Below are 15,643 nucleotides of genomic sequence, written 5' to 3'. Positions count from 1 at the left end.
CGGTGAGATCCGACTGAACACACGCTTCTGGCCGATGAGCGGGTCACTCAGCCCTGGCGAGTGGGTCGAATAGTCAGGTCCCCGATTTCGACGTCGTCGGGTTGGTCGATCACGAATGCAATCGCCCGAGCCACCGCCGTGGGATCGATACCGAGATCGGCCATGTTCTGCCTGGCCTGCGCGCGCACGGCCGGATCGTCGACGGCGTTGTCGATAAGCTCGGTGCGGACGTAGCCCGGGGAGATCGACGTTGTCCGCAGAACCCCGTCGGTGCTCTCCTGCCGCAGACCCTCCAGGAGGGTGCGTACCGCGTTCTTCGTCCCGGCGTACACCGCCTGGGTGGGGACGATCTTCAGCCCGGAGGTCGAGACGACGGTGACGAGGTGGCCACTGCCCTGACGGCGGAACACCGGCAGGGCTGCGGCGATCCCGTGCAGGATCCCCTTGACGTTCACGTCGACCATCGCCGACCAGCCTTCGACGTCCAGGTCGGCGATGGAGCTGATCCTGCTGATGCCGGCGTTGCCCACCAAGACGTCCAGACGGCGGAAGCGCTCGACGGCGACGGTGACCAGCGACTGGAGGTCGTCGGGGTCGGTGACGTCCACGCGCGTGGCGGCCGCCTTGCCGCCGGCGGCCTCGATCTCGGCAACCAGCCGGTCCAGCCGGTCGGTGCGGCGGGCGCCGAGGACGACGGCCGCACCGAGTGAGGCGAGGTGGCGAGCTGTTGCTTCACCGATTCCGCTGCTGGCGCCGGTGATGGCGACGACCTTGCCGTGGATGGCCATGAAGATCCTCTGCCTAGAATGGACATATGTCCGGTTACACCGATTATGCCGATGACCTTAGCGGACATATGTCCGCTTCTGTCAAGAGCGGCGGAACGCGGCGTGCGGACGCACAGCGCAACCGCGAGCGGATCCTGCAAGCGGCGCGCGATCTCGTGCACGAGCCGGGAGAGCTGAAGCTCAACGCGGTCGCGAAGGCCTGCGGTATCGGGCAGGGCACGCTGTACCGGCACTTCCCGACACGGGAGCACCTCCTCGCCGAGGTATACCGCCGGGATGTGGATGAGCTGGTTGCCGCGGCTCCGCGTCTGCTGGCGACGCACCAGCCGCTGGATGCGTTGGCGGCGTGGTTCGACCGGGTGGCCGCCTACGCCCGGGTCAAGCGCGATGTGTTCGCCGCCGTCGAGGCGGCGACGTGGCGTGACCTCGCTGCCCACAGCCTCGGCCCGATCGGTGAGGCGGTGGAACTGCTGCTGGCGGCCGGTCGCTTGGCCGGCAGCGTTCGCGCCGACGCCGAAGCCCGCGACGTCATCGTGCTCATCAGCTGGTTGTCGCGGCTGGACGACGCCGAACTCGACGCGCGAGGGCCGCGGTTGCTGTCCATCCTTGTCGACGGTCTCCGCGCACACCGCCCCTGAGACGCATGCACCGTGGGCGCGGTCATGACGCCGTCCGCACGGCGCACGCTCGCAGCCGCATACCGCGCGTTCCCAACGGCCACGCGCCTGCGCCGTGGTCGATGGCCGTGTCCCGTGGTCCGGAGAGGACCCCGCGACCAGCTGCGCTGCGCCGACCCCGCGTCCGTCGGGCGGCGTCGAGGGCCGCGGTGATCTTGCGGGCCATCGCAGCCACGGCGGGGCTGGACTCACCCTTGCGGGGCTGGGCAGCGGCGCCTGCCGACTCCCGCTGCACACTCTGACGTGGCCGGAAGTGGTTGCAGCACAGTGCGCTTGCTGAGCTCATCGCGGGCTCCCGCCGTGAGATGACCGATGCGGGTCGGCGCGCACGTGCGCACGCATACCGTGCAGACCGAACAGGATAGGTAACTCGACTACACCGCCGTCGGCGCTGCCCAGCCAGTGCGGCAAGGACGTATCGAACTCGGCGGCCTCGCCAGGCGCAATGTCAGGTCGCGTGCGCCGAACACCAACCGCAACAGGCCGCATGGCGCTTGTCGTCATTGCGCACGGATCATGGACTCGGGTTGGTCAGACCCGGACCGACCACCGTTTCGCTGATATCGGGAGCGCTGGTGCGCCACTGCCTCGGACTGCACCCGAACTGATTGCGGAACCAGCGGGAGAAGTTGCCCAGTGAGGAGAACCCCAGCAATTCCGCGATTTCGGTCAGAGAGTGGCGGTGGTTGGCCACCATGTGCCTGGCGAGTTCGGCTCGTGTGGAATCCAGTAGGGATGTGAAGGTTTCGCCCTCGGCGGCGAGATGGCGATGGATAGTGCGGCGGTCGAGGCCGAGGCTTCGGGCGACCTGGTCGACCGAGCATCGCCCGGTAGGCAGCAGAAGTTCGATGAGTTCTCGCACGCGGTCCAACGTTGTCGTGGCGTGAGTGTTTCGAACAGAGTCGAAGAACTGCTGTGTGTACGCGCGCAGCTGCGGATCCGACATCGTATTTCGCGCGTCGAGGTCGGTTGTACAGGCCAGGATTCCATTGAAGTCCTGTTCGAAGGCGACATTCGGCCCGAGGACGCGGTAGTGGGTGCGGCGGTCGCGTGGGGCAGCGTGCGTGAAGCGGACTTCCACTGGCTGCCAGCCTGTTCCGAGGAATGCGCGCAGCAACCCGTGGAGTACGCCGACGGCGAGTTCGATGGCTTGGCGGGATCGTTCGGGTTGCCCGAGATCGAGCGCGAGCCGAATGGTGGCGATTCCGTTGTTCTCGGTGAGACGGATGTGCAGTGCCTCGTTGTACATGTGCTCGTGCCGGGACATGACAGTCAGGGCGCTGCGGACATCCGGCTCTTCGCGGATGACCAGGCTGAGGGGGCCGAGGTTGGCGAAGCGGCGCCGCTCGGCCAATCGGAGCCCGAAGTCGTCGCATCCGGCTTCGACCGCGGAGCGTTCGAGGAGGTCGGCGACCGCGTCGGCGGGCACCCAGCGGTCCTGCAGGCTCAGGCCGGCCGGGTCGAGACCGGCTTCGCGGATCAGCCGGGTTGGGTCGAGGCCGAGTGATCGGCCGAGCTCCACGTAACTGTTCAGCGCCGCGTAGCGGGCCAGCGGCTTCAACGCAACCTCCCGATGTCCCGAGACGAGCACTTTTTTGTCCCGTCAAGATAAGTATAGCGTCTCGATCTCCCATACTGTGGGTCCCATCACAGCGATGCCGATCAGCGATAAGGGCCCCGGGAGCGGTGAGGCACCCGGGAACGATTTTCCGTTGATCGCACGCACTCGATAGCCCGCTCGCCGTGCACGCCGTTAGCGCGGGCGTACGGATATCGGACGCCCTTTGTCGGACATGAACGCCGACCGTGTCGTGGCGTGGCGCGGCGGTGGAAGAGGAGATCTACGGTGGCACAAGCTGTTCGCTTCTGCGAGACCGGCGGCCCAGAGGTACTGCGCTGGGAGGAGGTCGAGCTGGGCGGGCCGGGCCGCGCCGAAGTGCGTGTCCGGCACGAGGCGGTCGGATTGAACTTCGCCGACACCTATTTCCGGACCGGGCTGTACCCGGTCCCGCTGCCTGCCGGGATGGGGGTTGAGGCGGCTGGTGTGGTCGAGGCCGTCGGGCGCGGCGTCACCGATTTCGAGCCGGGTGATCGGGTCACCTACACAGGGAGTCCGCTGGGTGCCTACAGCACCGCGCGAGTGATGCCGGCGGCGCATCTGATCGGACTGCCCGATGCGATCGCGTTCGACACGGCCGCGTCGATGACGATGAGGGGATTGACGACGGCCTACCTGCTGCGGCGTATTCATCCACTGCAAGCCGGGGACACCGTGCTGTTGCACGCGGCCGCCGGCGGGGTCGGTCTGATCTTCACGCAGTGGGCGAAGTTGCTGGGGATCACCGTGATCGGAACGGTGTCGAGTGAAGCGAAGGCCGAGGTTGCACGGGCGCACGGGTGTGATCACGTCGTGATCTACACCCGCGAGAACGTCGCGGCCCGGGTCCGGGAGATCACCGGCGGTGCCGGCGTACCGCTGGTCTACGACAGCATCGGAGCGACCACGTTCCAGTCGTCGCTGGATTCGCTGTCCAGGCGAGGCCTGCTGGTCTGCTTCGGCACCGCGTCCGGTCCCGTTCCGCCGATCGATGCGATGCAGCTGGCAGCCAAGGGCTCGCTGTTCGTCACCCGGCCCGCTCTCGCCGATTACATCGCCGACTCCGCCGAGCGGGGGGCGCTGGCAGATGAACTGTTCGCCCATGTCGCCGCAGGCCGGATACGCATCGAGATCAACCAACGCTACGCACTGCCCGATGCCGTGCGTGCGCATCGAGACCTGGAGTCCGGCAGCAGCATCGGCTCCTCGGTCTTCACGCTCTGACACCAGCCGCAATCGCGGCTCGACCTACGGAGGCTCGATCATGACAACCCTTGCTCCACTGAGTGATTCGTCGGTGCGCGCAGCGATCGGCGTGAAGCCGCTGACCTGCACGATCGGCGCCGAACTGCTCGACGTCGACCTCGCGGAAGTGTCCCGCGACGACCGGCTCTTCGCCGAACTGCGCAAGCTGCTGCTGGAGCACAAGGTGCTGTTCGTCCGTGACCAGGACATCAGCCGCGCCGATCATGTCGCACTCGCGCATCGCTTCGGCGACTTGGAAGACCATCCCGTCGCGGGCAGCGATCCGGATCATCCAGGCCTGGTACGCATCTACAAGGACCTCGACAGTGCCCCCGAACACTACGAGAACGCTTACCACTGTGACGCCACCTGGCGAGAGAACCCGCCGATGGGCTGCGTCCTGCGCTGCGTGGAGACGCCGGCGGTTGGCGGGGACACCATCTGGGTGAACATGGTCGAGGCCTACCGGCGGCTGCCCGAGGGGGTGCGGGAACGCATTCGCGGACTGCGCGCCCGGCACAGCATCGAGGCCAGTTTCGGCGCCGCTATGCCGATTGACCAGCGGCACGACCTGGCGCAGCGGTTCCCCGACGCCGAGCATCCGGTGGTGCGAACCCATCCGGAGACGGGGGAACAGATCCTGTTCGTCAATTCATTCACCACCCATCTGGTCAATTACCACACCCCCGAAAACGTGCGCTTCGGCGCCGATTACGCACCCGGCGCCGCGGAGCTGTTGCACTACCTGATTCGACAGGCCGCCATTCCCGAATATCAGGTGCGCTGGCGCTGGACGAAGAACAGCTTCGCCATCTGGGACAACCGCTCCACCCAACACTACGCGGTCCAGGACTACTCGCCCGCGGTTCGGAAGATGGAGCGCGCGGGGATCATCGGCGACCAGCCGTTCTGAATCACAGTCATATCAGCAGGGTTCGAATTCCGATAGGAGAATACTCATGCATTTCCACGACGATTCGCTGTTCGCGGAGAACCAGGAGAAGCTGGTCATCACCGCCGCCCCTTACGGCCCGGAATGGGAGCCCGACGACTTCCGCGAGGACTTGCCGCTCACCATGGACGAGCACGTTCAGCAGGCGGTCGACTGTTACAACGCCGGCGCCGCCGTGCTGCACATCCACGTGCGTGAGCTCGACGGCAAGGGCTCCAAGCGGCTGTCGAAGTTCAACGAGTTGCTCGGCCGGCTGCGCGAGGCTGTGCCGGACATGATCCTGCAGGTCGGCGGCTCGATCTCGTTCGCACCGGAAGGTGCAGGTGTGGAGGCGAAGTGGCTGTCCGACGACGCCAGGCACATGCTGGCCGAGCTGGATCCGAAACCCGATCAGGTGACCATCGCCATCAACACCAACCAGATGAACATCGTGGAGTTGATGACCGACGACGACATCGCGGGTACGTCGTTCACGCGGCCGGAAGTGTACGAAGCGTATCGCGAGATGTATGTGCCGGCGGGACCGGGCTGGGTGGAGGAACACCTGAGGCGATTGCAGGCAGCGGGGATCCAGCCGCACTTCCAGCTTGCCAATATTCCGCAGTTGGAGACGGTGGAGCGGTTGATCCGTCGCGGTGTGTACACCGGCCCGCTGATGGTGACGTGGGTAGGCATCGGCGGCGGCTTCGACGGCCCCAATCCCTACAACATGATGGATTTCATCCGTCGGGTACCCGACGGCGCGGTGCTGACGCTGGAAACGCTCATGCGCAGTGTGCTGCCGACCAACACCATGGCCATCGCCATGGGCCTGCACGCCCGCTGCGGCAACGAGGACACCCTGTGGGGCCGCAAGGGCGAGAAGACGACCTCGGTGCAGCAAATCGAACAGCTCGTGCGCATCGCCGGCGAGCTGGGTCGCGGGGTCGCCACGGGCAAGGAAGCCCGCGAGATCTACAAGCTCGGCGACCGCTATGCCGACGCCGACGAAACCCTCGCCAAGATCGGATTCGCCCCGAACCGCAGGCCCGGTCAGGTCGGATTCACCCACCACGCCTGAGCGTCCGCCATCCGACGGGGAACGGCATAGTCGCACATCGGATTCGTAGGAGCACCAATGGAGTTGCCCACTACCGCCACCGGGGCGAATGGCCACGCGCCACCGCCCCGGCCACGGCGGTCGATCGACATGACCACCCCGTCGGTGACCGTTCCGGAGGTGTCCCGGTGAGCGGGGTCATGGTCTCGCCCGCTGAAGCGGTCGCCGACATGGACTCCGGGGCTTCACTCGCGGTCGGCGGATTCGGGCTGTCATCACCAACCTCGCCGTAATCGACGTCACCTCGACCGGGTTGATCCTGCGCGAGTGCGCAGCTGACGTCACTCGAGACCAGGTACGCGCAGCCACCGCTGCGCCGCTCATCGTCACGACGTGACGGGCTTCCCGGTGTTATTCGAAAACTACTGTCCTGCTGTCTATTCCACGATCATAGCGAAAGGCCTTTCGTGCTCGACCTTGCTGTGCTGCTGGAGGACTCCGCTCGCCGCCACCCGACGAAAACGCCGTCATACTGCGGAAGCGAACGCCTCACCTATGCCGAACTCGACGCTCGTGCGAATCAGATCGCGCACCTGCTCTTGGCCTCCGGAATCGAGCCCGGCGACAAGGGCGCCCTCTCCCGGTCCCAACCTGCCGGAGTTCCCGGCCCTCGACTACGGCATCCTCGAGGCCGGCGGGGTCGGCGGCATCGACACCCTCGCTCGAGCTCTCGCTTCGCGACCGGAACAGTTCGACACCGTCGCCAGGCGGCCGGATGACACCGCGGTCATCCACTACACCAGCGGTACCGCTGCGCGACCCAAGGGGCCGAACTCACCCACACCAACACGGTCATGAACACGCTCACCGCGAACCGGCTCTTCGGCAACCGCCCCGACCGCCATGACACCCACCTGGTCACGCTGCCGCTGTTCCATTCCTTCGGCCAGACCATCGACATGAACGCCGGGCTCTCGGTCCACGCAGGATCTCGTCGATCTTGTCGCGGGTGGCGTTACCAGCGCGGCCATGCGCGATTCGCCCGGGCGACGTCGGCCCCGGAAACCGTCGAAACCGCCGCTCCGGAACCGCGGACACTCTCCGGTGTCAGTGGGCGTATCCGCCGATTGTTCCGGCGCTGGTCACAGCGCTGGGGAGGCGATTCAGGTGGGCTGGACAACCGGTAGCCGTCGAGGGCTGGAAGGATGTGATCATGTCGATTGATCGCGCGATTTTGTTTCGGCTGGCCACGAGTGACGTTGTGGAGCGGGTTGTCCGGGCTGTGCCGCGAGGTGAGGACCTGGCTTGGCGAGCGGCGTCGCGGTATGTCCCGGGGACTGCGGCGGCCGACGCGGTCCGGGTGGCCGGGGAACTCCATGCGCGTGGCGTGGCCGCCAGTATCGATCAGTTCGGTGAATTGGTCGACGATACCCTCGTCGCATCGCGGGTTGCTGATGACTACCTGCGGTTGGCCGACGACCTTGCCGGCCTCCCGCAGGACGTATGGCTGGCTGTCGATCTGTCCCATCTCGGCCTTGATGTCGACCCGACTGGCTGTGCCGACCGTCTCGCGGCGATCGCGCAGGCGTTGCCGGAGGGTCGACGTATCCAGGTCGGCGGCGAGGACCACGCGCGCGCGGACGCGGTGCTGAAGTGTGTACTCGACGTAGCCGACCGAGGCATGGCCGATCGCCTCGGTGCCACCGTACAGGCCAATATGCATCGGACGCCCGACGACATGGAACGTCTCCTCGAGGCCGGCGTCCACATCCGGCTGGTCAAGGGCGCCTACCTCGAATCGCCCGGTCGGGCCTTGCCGTACGGCGAGCCCACCGACGTCGCCTTCATGCGCTTGGCGCATCGGCTAGCGGCAGCACACGCGCCGTTCGTGCTGGCGACCCATGACGGTGTCCTTCGTGAGGCGCTTCTGACCGCGCTCGGGCCGGTACCGGTGGAACAGCTGCTCGGGGTGCGACCGGAGATGCTGAACGATCTCGTCGCTCGCGGTGTGCCGGTTCGCGTGTACGTCCCCTTCGGTCACAACTGGTTTCGCTACTGGATGCGCCGAGTTGCCGAATCACGTGGCGCTTGACCATCGCGCACCGTTACCAGGGCCATCCCACTACCCGACATCCCCGACCGCCTTTCAGCGCAACGCGCGGGCGATGGTCACCCGACGCAACCGCCACCAGGCAGCCGCAGCCGAGCGGCGGCCCGGCACACCCTGACCGCAGAACAGTCGGTGTTCAACCCTTGTCGGAGTGCGCGCCGGTCATCAGTGCTGCCAGGTCGTCGGGTTCGAGAAACGACGGTGGAGGGGGTGGCCCCCACGCATACAGCGCCGGCAGGCCATGCAGGATTTGCGGGGACCACAGTTCGTCCTCTGGGATGGGATCCATGTCGGAGTAGTACTCGGAGAAGTTGCCTGCAGGGTCTTTGAGGTACCAGAAAAAGTTGGCGCCTGCGAAATGTCGGCCCAGACCCCAGATGTCATCGGGCTTTTCCTGCACGCAATGGTTGTGGCATTCGCCGAGCCCAGCAATGCGGGTGGTCAGCAGAGAGCTCGAGGTACGGGCACTCGGTGGCGATCACGCCGTCATTCATTCCGATCTGCCCTGCGTGCACAACATCGGCTACCTGATCGGGGATCTGCTGCTGCACCCGGGAGACGCGTGGGTCATCCCGCCCGATCCGGTTCGGGTGCTGCTACTTCCCACGGGGGGACCGTGGATGAAGGCCGGCGAGGCGGTCGACTATCTGCGTGCGGTCGCTCCCGAGAACGCCGTGCCCATCCATCAGCAAGGTCTGGCCGAGGTGCACCAGCAGCCGTATTACCAACTCTTCCGCGGTCTCAAACCGGAGGACACCGAGATCCGCGTGCTCGACCACGGCGTCACCACCTCGTTCTGAACATCAGGGAACAAGGCGAAGGGGCTAGGCATTTCACCGCTCTGCTGCCCTCCCAGATCCGGCCCGAGACGAGCAGGCTGCCGCCGCGAACCTTCACTCGGCGCAGGCATTCCGCCAGCGGTAGGCCCACGTGGTCGAGGAAACCGTAACTGGCGGGATCGGATCCGCGATCAGTTGGCCGGCTGACATGTAGGTGCATCTCATCGACTGCGACCTGGATTCATGCAATGACCGTGCTCCAACGGGGTTCGGCGCACTGGTGGTGCGCGCCGGGCGACTACTGCTCGCGTCGGTTGCTTGCTTGCCGGTGACCGACCGGCAGCAGAAGCAGGTTCAGCAGACCGGCCGATGCGGCCATCAGCAGGCCGCCGTCGAGGTAGTGGCAGGCCATTGCGCCGAGATAGCTGGGGCCACCCCAGGCGTTGACGGTGAAGTTCGGGTCCAGGCCGGCGAGTACCTGTACTCCGATCCGGTACGGGCCGAACACCAGCATCGCCATCGGCAATATTCCGATCAACAGGCGAAGCACCGCGGTCGGGTGGTGCCGGGCGGCATGCACGGTGTGTGCGAGCCGCGAGGCGGCGGTGGTACCGAGCGGGGCAAGCAATGAAAGGCGACCCGTGGGGGCGGGGCGGCGACGCAGTACGACCATGGTCACGCCGCCAGCCAGCATGAACACCACGATGTGCGCCGCCCATGCGGCGGTTCCGTCGACGTGTGTCGCGAGGTGTGGGGACCGGTTGAGATAGGTAACGCCACCGGATATGAGCCCTGCCACCAGGGACGTGGCGGTGATTGCGACCAGCGGTCGGGACAGCCTGGGCCGGATGCCGACGCCGTCCGAGTAAGGGGTCTGCGCAGTGTTGGTTCGGGTGGGTGCGGTGTCGCGTGCGTTCATGGCATCACTGTCGCCCGCAGGCTTGATCGGTGTCGTCATCCTCGGGCCTGGACATGGCCATCCACCTCGGACGGATGTCTCGGGACATCTCAGCCTTCCGGATGACGCGGTACTTCGACGTCGGAGCGATGCGTCGGCAGTGGCGGCCCGGCTACCGTCTGCGCTATGGCGATTACCTCCGTACCTCGGGATCACGCTGGGCCTCCGGCATCGCTTGCGTGGCACCAACGGCTCATTCCGATGCCGCATCGAGCGGATGACGCGGGGCCGGACACGAGCGACATCGCAATCGCGGTCGTCTGCTTTGCGGTGTTCACTCTGCCAGTGCTGATAGGTGTCACCGGCGGAAGCGGGTCCCTGGCGGCGATCACGATGCTCGGCGCCGCCACAGTGGTCCCGTTGATCGTCCGGCGACGCTGGCCGGTCGCGGTTCTCTTCGCGGTGTCGGGCGTCTTGTGCCTGTCCGCGGTGCTCGGCGTTCGCTTCACACCGTGGGTGAGCAATGCGGGCCCGGCGCTCGCCATCGCCGCGTTCACAGTCGCGGACCGGCGATCCCGCCGCGACTCGGCGCTCGCCATCGCCGCGGCGGTCATAGCCGCTTGCATTGCCGCGCGGGTCGGTCTGGACCTGCATCCCGACCAGGACCAGGACTTCGTGCAGTTGCTGATCGCCGCCCCGGCCTTGCTGCTCGGCGACATGGTCCAGACCCGCCGCGAATACCGGCACAGCATCGCCGTGCAGCGACGTCGCCGGGCCGAGGAGGAGGAACGCCGGATCCGGGCTGAGGAACGGCTACGGGTGTCGCGAGATGTGCACGACCTGCTCTCGCACACGTTGAGCATGGTCGCTGTCCGTTCCGGAGTAGCTCGTCTGCTGCTCGACGAACAGCCGGGCGAGGCGCGTCAGGCGCTGAGCACGATCGAGACGGCCAGCCGGTCGGCGCTGAACGAACTGCGGCGGGTGCTGGCGCAAATCCGTGAATCCGGGCCATCGCGCGAAACAGGCGAACCCGGTCTCGCCGAGATCGCCGAGCTCGTCGATGGGATGCGTCATGACGGCCTGGTCGTGGAGTACCGCGTCGTCGGTGAGCCGGTCGGCTACCCGGCGTTACTGCAGACGACTGTCTATCGCATTGCGCAGGAGGCGCTCACCAACGTCGTCAAACACGCGCACACCGCTCGTGCGCAGGTCGAGGTCCGGCATGCGCCGAACGAACTGACCGTGTCCATCGTCGACGACGGCCCGGCAGCTCAGCATGCCGGTTGGTCCGACATCGACGACAGCGGATCGGGCCTCGGTCTGGTCGGGATGCACGAGCGGGTGGCGTTGTTCGGTGGCCGTTTCGAGGCCGGACCCCGACCCGAGGGCGGCTTCGCTGTCGTCGCCGGTTTCCCGATCGGTGCGGACGACGATGCCTGCTGACAACCCCCATCGGGATCCGATCCAAGTACTCATCGCCGACGACGAGGCGCTTGTCCGCGCCGGATTCCGCGTCCTCGTCGATTCCGCGGCGGATCTCTCCGTCGTCGGCGAGGCCGGCAACGGCGGCGAAGCGGTCCGCCTCGCCCGCCAGCTGCGACCCGATGTCGTGCTGATGGACATCCGGATGCCGATCATGGACGGACTGGAGGCGATGCGGCACATCGCCGCCGCGGGCTCGGACGGTCCCCATGTGTTGATCGTGACCACCTTCGACCAAGACGAGCACGTCTTCCGGGCGCTGCGCAGCGGCGCAAGCGGTTTCATCCTCAAGGACTCCCCGCCCGAGCAGCTGCTGCACGCGATCCGCGTCGTCGCCGACGGTGACGCCCTGCTGACCCCCAGCGTCACCCGCCGGATGATCAGCGCCTTCGCTCGACAACCCGCGGCACGGGCCGCGCAGCCGGGCGCGCTGGCCGCGCTCACCGACCGCGAGCGCGAAGTCCTCGGGCACGTCGCGGCCGGACGATCGAACGCCGAGATCGCCAACACCCTTTATCTCAGTGTCGCCACGGTCAAGACCCACGTCGGACGTCTGCTCACCAAGCTGTCGGCCCGCGACCGTGCGCAACTGGTCGTCCTCGCCTATGAAACCGGTCTCGCCGTGCCGGGCGCCTCATCCGAGTAGGTCGGCCACCGCGTCGCATCACTCGCCGAACACACCAGCGCCCTGCGTCATGACGCGGCGCCGACAAATCGACCTCGCCGACCTCCCACACCCCTGTTATGGCACTCCTCGACGCCTTCAGATCTGAAACGAGCGACGAAACTCCATGGCCGCTGGCCGAACCGACCGGGGAACACCCGGGGCATCACCTGGCTGCGGCGAGCGGCCTGCCGACCGCATCGGGCAGTGTTTCAACCCTAGCTGGGCGTGTGGCCTCCGCTATCGGTTCAGGCTGTCAGCGACAAGATCGACCATTGCATCTGCGGCCTCCGTTAGGGGGCTGGTGTCTTTGCAGGTGCGGCTCAGCATGATTGCACCCTCGAATACGGCCAGAACAACCGTGCTGAGAGGGCGCGCACGTTCTTGCGATTCCCGCTGCCCACCATCGCGTCGGTCAACGGCCCCGCAATCGCAGGCGGATTCGATCTGGCAACCTTGACCGCTATCGCGAATCGATACCGCTTCGGTACCGGGCGACGAAGCGGCGCAGTATCTCCCCGGGAACGGGGACCGATTCTTGATGGCCGAGAGCCGTCAATGACGCGGCCTCGTCGGGGTCGAAATAACCGGCGTCACGGTAGGTTTCGATGCGGAGTGCCAATCCCTTGCTGTCCAATTCGGGATGGAACTGAGTTGCGTAGATATCTCGCCCGAACCGAATCATCTGTACCGGGCAACCGGCCGACTCGGCCAGTAGCTCTGCGTCCGGCGGCACCTCTTGGCAAGCTTCCTTGTGCCCGACGAACGCCCGGAACGAACGCGGAATGGCTTCCAGCAGAGGGTCTTTGCTACCTCCGTCGGTCAGGATCATCGTCTGCGCGCCGGCTGTTTCACTGTATCGTCGATCGCTCACCTCGCCGCCGAGTACGTCGGCCAGGATGCCCAATCCATAGCAGGCGCCGAAATACGGGAAGTCCCTGGCGATGACCTCGGTTACCACTTGCCGCAATTTCGGCTCGAACTGTTTTTGATAATCGTATTTCTTGTCGACGGGATAACTGATATTGCTCGGCCCGCCGCCGACGATGACAGCCGAGAAATTGTTCAGATCGATATCGGGCAATCCCTGGTCCATGTGTATTCGCACCAGCTCGTCGGTATCGAGGTGGGAAAAGCGCAGCACGGCGCGGTATTCGTCGTCCGCCGCCTCGCGCTCGGGGCGCAACTGCAATAGCAAATAGGGCCTGGACAAGCTCTCGTCACCTCCTCGGCCTCGCGCGACACTCCCGCCGAAGTCGTGGAACCCGGCATCCCACCCTGGCGACAGCCGAGCTCTCGTCATGACCACCCGTCAGATCGACAAGCCGAAACGGCCGACAACAAAACGGTAGACCCTCGCGACTTTCGAACTCCGAGCTTCGGAGCAAGACCTGATGCCACGACTGCCCTCTACTCGCAGCCGGTATTCCCCGGCTGTGCGACACATGTGCTCCGCAGACACGTGATGCGTGACGCTCTGTGAGTTGGATATTAACGGACCAACCTCGGTGCTGCCGGGAAACGCGTTCGCGGGAGCGGGCGACGACTCAGCTGGCGTCGCTACGCTTGTAGGACGTGCCCAGGGGAAACTCCCCTGGTCGGCAAGTGCGGTTGGAGTCACGGCCACCTCGGGGACTCGTAGCCCTTCCTCGGTGTCGGCCGGCACCTTCCGCCACTGCCGCTGCCTCGCGACCGATGCGGCGGTCGATCGCCTGGTTCGTGGTCCGTGGCCGCTTGTGCCCGGCGCCATGGCCGACCGGTGGCTGAGGCCGAGCCGAGCCGCGCGCCCGCCCGAGCTCGGGTCGGTCACCGTCCGCTTCATGCGAACAGAACGCCTACCCGTTCGCCATCAGCGCGGCGATGTGTTCGATCCGCACGATCTTCCCGCTCGCTCCCCAGTTGCCCACGGATCTTCTCGCGGCGCTCCTCGTCGAGCGACCCCTTGGGAACGAACAACTCCACAAACGGCATCAGCTAGTCGATGACGAGTAGACGCTGCTTCGGTTACATGTGGGCATGCTTCATGAGGACGTGCGAGATCTCGCGGGCGGCTCGGTGGCCGGATTCGACGGCACCGTCCATGTAACCCGCCCACCGAGTGGCGGTTTCGGTGCCTGCCCAATGTAATGGGCCGATGGGGGTGCGCAGCGCACTACCGAACCGGGTGAGGGTTGACGGCGCGGTGAACGCTCCGTAGCACCCGCGACTGAATTCCTCTTCGGCCCAGTCTCGTTCGAGGTATGCGATCGGATGCTGGGCGTGTGGCCCGAAGTATCCGACCAGATCGGTCAGGACTCGAGCGCGACGCTCGGCGAGATCCAGTCGGCCTGCGGCGTCGGCGTGCGTGCCTTCGAGAAATCCGACGAGCACTCCGGGTGCACCGTCCTGTGGAGTGTTGTCGAAGACGGTGCCCAATGACCGATGATCGCTGTTGGCCTGGCCGCTGAGCCCCTCGCGGCGCCAGAACGGCTCGTCGTAGGCGACATTGACCTTGATCACCCGGCCCATCGGCATGCGCTGGACGAGTTGGTCACGGTCGCCGGGAAGACCAGGGCTGAAGCGGATACGTGCAGCCAACGGGGGCGGCACTGCGATCACCGCGCGGGCGGCTCGGACCGTGGTCCTTCCCGCGGAAACCCGGACACCCGCGGCATCCCAACCGATTTCGGTGACCGCGGCGCCGAGCACGATTCGGTCGCCGAGTGCATCGGCCAAAGCCAGTGCGATGCGTTGCGAACCTCCGACGACGCGGTCCTGCTGCGCCCCGCCGGCGGTGTTGATCAACGCGTCCAGCCCGCCCGCCGCGCCGACGTAGAAGCAAGCCCACAGTGCGGACAGATCCTCCGGCTCTGCCGAGAACACCGCCTCGGTGATCAGCCGGAAGAAGGATCGGCCACCGGAGGTGTAGACGTTCCGCCGAAGCCAGGTGGCGAACGTCTGGCCGTCGAGATGTTCGGCTTGCTCGGCCAGCCACGGCTCCCGCGCCGCAACCTGATGCGCGAGTCGGTCGAGTCGCCACTGGGCCTGCGCGACATCGGCCAGCGCCAGCGGGTTGAGTCGTGGAATGCGCCCCGTGTAAACCGATCGGGCCGTGCCGATTTCGGCGATATGCCGGCCTTCGGTATGCGTGGGGAAGGTGGTCAGGCCGAGCTCGCCGATCAGCGCGAGCACCTCATCCTGTCCGGGTCCAACCCATTGGCCGCCTACCTCGATCGGGGCGCCGCCCGGCAGTTCGGCATTGAGCAGCCGCCCACCGACGCGGTCCCGCGCTTCGAGGACCACCACCTCACGCCCGTCCCGGACCAGGTCGCGCGCGGCCACCAACCCGGCGAGCCCGGCACCCACCACCACGACATCCACTGACCGTTCCATCACTACCCGCCTTCATACACAGTGTATCTGAAATACGCAC

General features: G+C 66.2%; 14 protein-coding genes and 3 pseudogenes. 10 read left to right on the top strand and 7 right to left on the bottom strand.

Features of this window, described 5'->3' with window-relative positions; all coding sequences use genetic code 11:
• Positions 1 to 47: 47 nt before the first annotated feature.
• A complete protein-coding gene (locus OHA40_RS00290) occupies positions 48 to 788 on the bottom strand; it encodes an SDR family oxidoreductase (protein ID WP_330231049.1) in 741 nt (246 codons plus the stop codon).
• Between the two features lie 26 nt (positions 789 to 814).
• Here OHA40_RS00290 and OHA40_RS00285 point away from each other — a divergent pair, with 26 nt between their 5' ends.
• Entirely contained in the window at positions 815 to 1,426 is a 612-nt protein-coding gene (locus OHA40_RS00285; protein ID WP_330231048.1) for a TetR/AcrR family transcriptional regulator, read from the top strand.
• 553 nt (positions 1,427 to 1,979) lie between these two features.
• Here the strand turns inward: OHA40_RS00285 and OHA40_RS00280 are convergent.
• A complete protein-coding gene (locus tag OHA40_RS00280) occupies positions 1,980 to 3,026 on the bottom strand; it encodes an AraC family transcriptional regulator (protein WP_330231047.1) in 1,047 nt (348 codons plus the stop codon).
• A 285-nt stretch (positions 3,027 to 3,311) separates the two neighbouring features.
• Here OHA40_RS00280 and OHA40_RS00275 point away from each other — a divergent pair, with 285 nt between their 5' ends.
• From OHA40_RS00275 to OHA40_RS00250, 6 genes and pseudogenes are all read left to right on the top strand, one after another.
• Positions 3,312 to 4,286 (top strand): quinone oxidoreductase family protein, encoded by a 975-nt coding sequence (locus OHA40_RS00275; RefSeq protein ID WP_330231046.1) that lies wholly within the window; start codon positions 3,312 to 3,314, stop codon positions 4,284 to 4,286.
• A gap of 40 nt (positions 4,287 to 4,326) precedes the next feature.
• Complete coding sequence (locus tag OHA40_RS00270; RefSeq protein WP_330231045.1) at positions 4,327 to 5,220, top strand: TauD/TfdA dioxygenase family protein; 894 nt, start codon at positions 4,327 to 4,329, stop codon at positions 5,218 to 5,220.
• A 46-nt stretch (positions 5,221 to 5,266) separates the two neighbouring features.
• Positions 5,267 to 6,319, top strand: coding sequence for a 3-keto-5-aminohexanoate cleavage protein (locus OHA40_RS00265; protein WP_330231044.1), 1,053 nt, complete (start codon positions 5,267 to 5,269; stop codon positions 6,317 to 6,319).
• A 241-nt stretch (positions 6,320 to 6,560) separates the two neighbouring features.
• Positions 6,561 to 6,695, top strand: a pseudogene (locus OHA40_RS00260) (succinyl-CoA--3-ketoacid-CoA transferase); the annotation flags it as partial.
• A 70-nt stretch (positions 6,696 to 6,765) separates the two neighbouring features.
• Positions 6,766 to 7,284, top strand: a pseudogene (locus OHA40_RS00255) (AMP-binding protein); the annotation flags it as partial.
• Positions 7,285 to 7,511: 227 nt separating this feature from the next.
• On the top strand, positions 7,512 to 8,390 hold the full coding sequence (locus tag OHA40_RS00250) for a proline dehydrogenase family protein (protein WP_330231043.1): 879 nt from the start codon (positions 7,512 to 7,514) through the stop codon (positions 8,388 to 8,390).
• A 154-nt stretch (positions 8,391 to 8,544) separates the two neighbouring features.
• Here OHA40_RS00250 and OHA40_RS00245 read toward each other — a convergent pair.
• A pseudogene (locus OHA40_RS00245) lies at positions 8,545 to 8,787 on the bottom strand (VOC family protein); the annotation flags it as partial.
• 58 nt (positions 8,788 to 8,845) lie between these two features.
• On the opposite strand from OHA40_RS00245, the gene OHA40_RS00240 reads away from it, so the two are divergent.
• The gene (locus tag OHA40_RS00240; protein ID WP_442943880.1) at positions 8,846 to 9,208 is read left to right on the top strand and encodes a hypothetical protein; all 363 of its coding nucleotides are present in this window, start codon (positions 8,846 to 8,848) and stop codon (positions 9,206 to 9,208) included.
• Positions 9,209 to 9,485: 277 nt separating this feature from the next.
• On the opposite strand, the gene OHA40_RS00235 is transcribed toward OHA40_RS00240, so the two are convergent.
• On the bottom strand, positions 9,486 to 10,106 hold the full coding sequence (locus OHA40_RS00235; protein ID WP_330231042.1) for a hypothetical protein: 621 nt from the start codon (positions 10,104 to 10,106) through the stop codon (positions 9,486 to 9,488).
• Positions 10,107 to 10,271: 165 nt separating this feature from the next.
• Here OHA40_RS00235 and OHA40_RS00230 point away from each other — a divergent pair, with 165 nt between their 5' ends.
• Together OHA40_RS00230 and OHA40_RS00225 are read left to right on the top strand one after the other, a co-directional pair.
• Positions 10,272 to 11,528: a sensor histidine kinase gene (locus OHA40_RS00230; protein ID WP_442943879.1), complete on the top strand. Its 1,257-nt coding sequence runs from the start codon at positions 10,272 to 10,274 to the stop codon at positions 11,526 to 11,528.
• Positions 11,518 to 12,213 (top strand): response regulator transcription factor, encoded by a 696-nt coding sequence (locus OHA40_RS00225; RefSeq protein WP_330231040.1) that lies wholly within the window; start codon positions 11,518 to 11,520, stop codon positions 12,211 to 12,213. Before OHA40_RS00230 ends, OHA40_RS00225 begins: the two co-directional genes overlap by 11 nt.
• Positions 12,214 to 12,471: 258 nt before the next feature.
• Here the strand turns inward: OHA40_RS00225 and OHA40_RS34595 are convergent, their stop codons facing one another.
• From OHA40_RS34595 to OHA40_RS00215, 3 genes are all read right to left on the bottom strand, one after another.
• On the bottom strand, positions 12,472 to 12,585 hold the full coding sequence (locus OHA40_RS34595; protein WP_442944092.1) for a hypothetical protein: 114 nt from the start codon (positions 12,583 to 12,585) through the stop codon (positions 12,472 to 12,474).
• Between the two features lie 109 nt (positions 12,586 to 12,694).
• Entirely contained in the window at positions 12,695 to 13,444 is a 750-nt protein-coding gene (locus OHA40_RS00220; RefSeq protein ID WP_330231039.1) for a glutamine amidotransferase, read from the bottom strand.
• A 791-nt stretch (positions 13,445 to 14,235) separates the two neighbouring features.
• Positions 14,236 to 15,603, bottom strand: coding sequence for a flavin monoamine oxidase family protein (locus OHA40_RS00215; RefSeq protein WP_330231038.1), 1,368 nt, complete (start codon positions 15,601 to 15,603; stop codon positions 14,236 to 14,238).
• Between the last annotated feature and the right edge of the window lie 40 nt (positions 15,604 to 15,643).

Origin of the sequence: Nocardia sp. NBC_00508, assembly GCF_036346875.1 — a bacterium.
Classification (GTDB): domain Bacteria; phylum Actinomycetota; class Actinomycetes; order Mycobacteriales; family Mycobacteriaceae; genus Nocardia.
The sequence above is the reverse complement of the archived record's forward strand: the minus strand, read 5'-3'. Positions and strand labels throughout refer to the sequence as shown.

Excerpts from the sequence above, each read along its gene's own strand:
- OHA40_RS00285 (WP_330231048.1), top strand. The coding sequence starts at position 815 with ATGTCCGGTTACACCGATTATGCCGATGACCTTAGCGGACATATGTCC.
- OHA40_RS00215 (WP_330231038.1), bottom strand. The coding sequence starts at position 15,603 with ATGGAACGGTCAGTGGATGTCGTGGTGGTGGGTGCCGGGCTCGCCGGG.
- OHA40_RS00235 (WP_330231042.1), bottom strand. The coding sequence starts at position 10,106 with ATGAACGCACGCGACACCGCACCCACCCGAACCAACACTGCGCAGACC.
- OHA40_RS00230 (WP_442943879.1), top strand. The coding sequence starts at position 10,272 with ATGGCGATTACCTCCGTACCTCGGGATCACGCTGGGCCTCCGGCATCG.
- OHA40_RS00265 (WP_330231044.1), top strand. The coding sequence starts at position 5,267 with ATGCATTTCCACGACGATTCGCTGTTCGCGGAGAACCAGGAGAAGCTG.
- OHA40_RS00290 (WP_330231049.1), bottom strand. The coding sequence starts at position 788 with ATGGCCATCCACGGCAAGGTCGTCGCCATCACCGGCGCCAGCAGCGGA.
- OHA40_RS00225 (WP_330231040.1), top strand. The coding sequence starts at position 11,518 with ATGCCTGCTGACAACCCCCATCGGGATCCGATCCAAGTACTCATCGCC.
- OHA40_RS00250 (WP_330231043.1), top strand. The coding sequence starts at position 7,512 with ATGTCGATTGATCGCGCGATTTTGTTTCGGCTGGCCACGAGTGACGTT.
- OHA40_RS00270 (WP_330231045.1), top strand. The coding sequence starts at position 4,327 with ATGACAACCCTTGCTCCACTGAGTGATTCGTCGGTGCGCGCAGCGATC.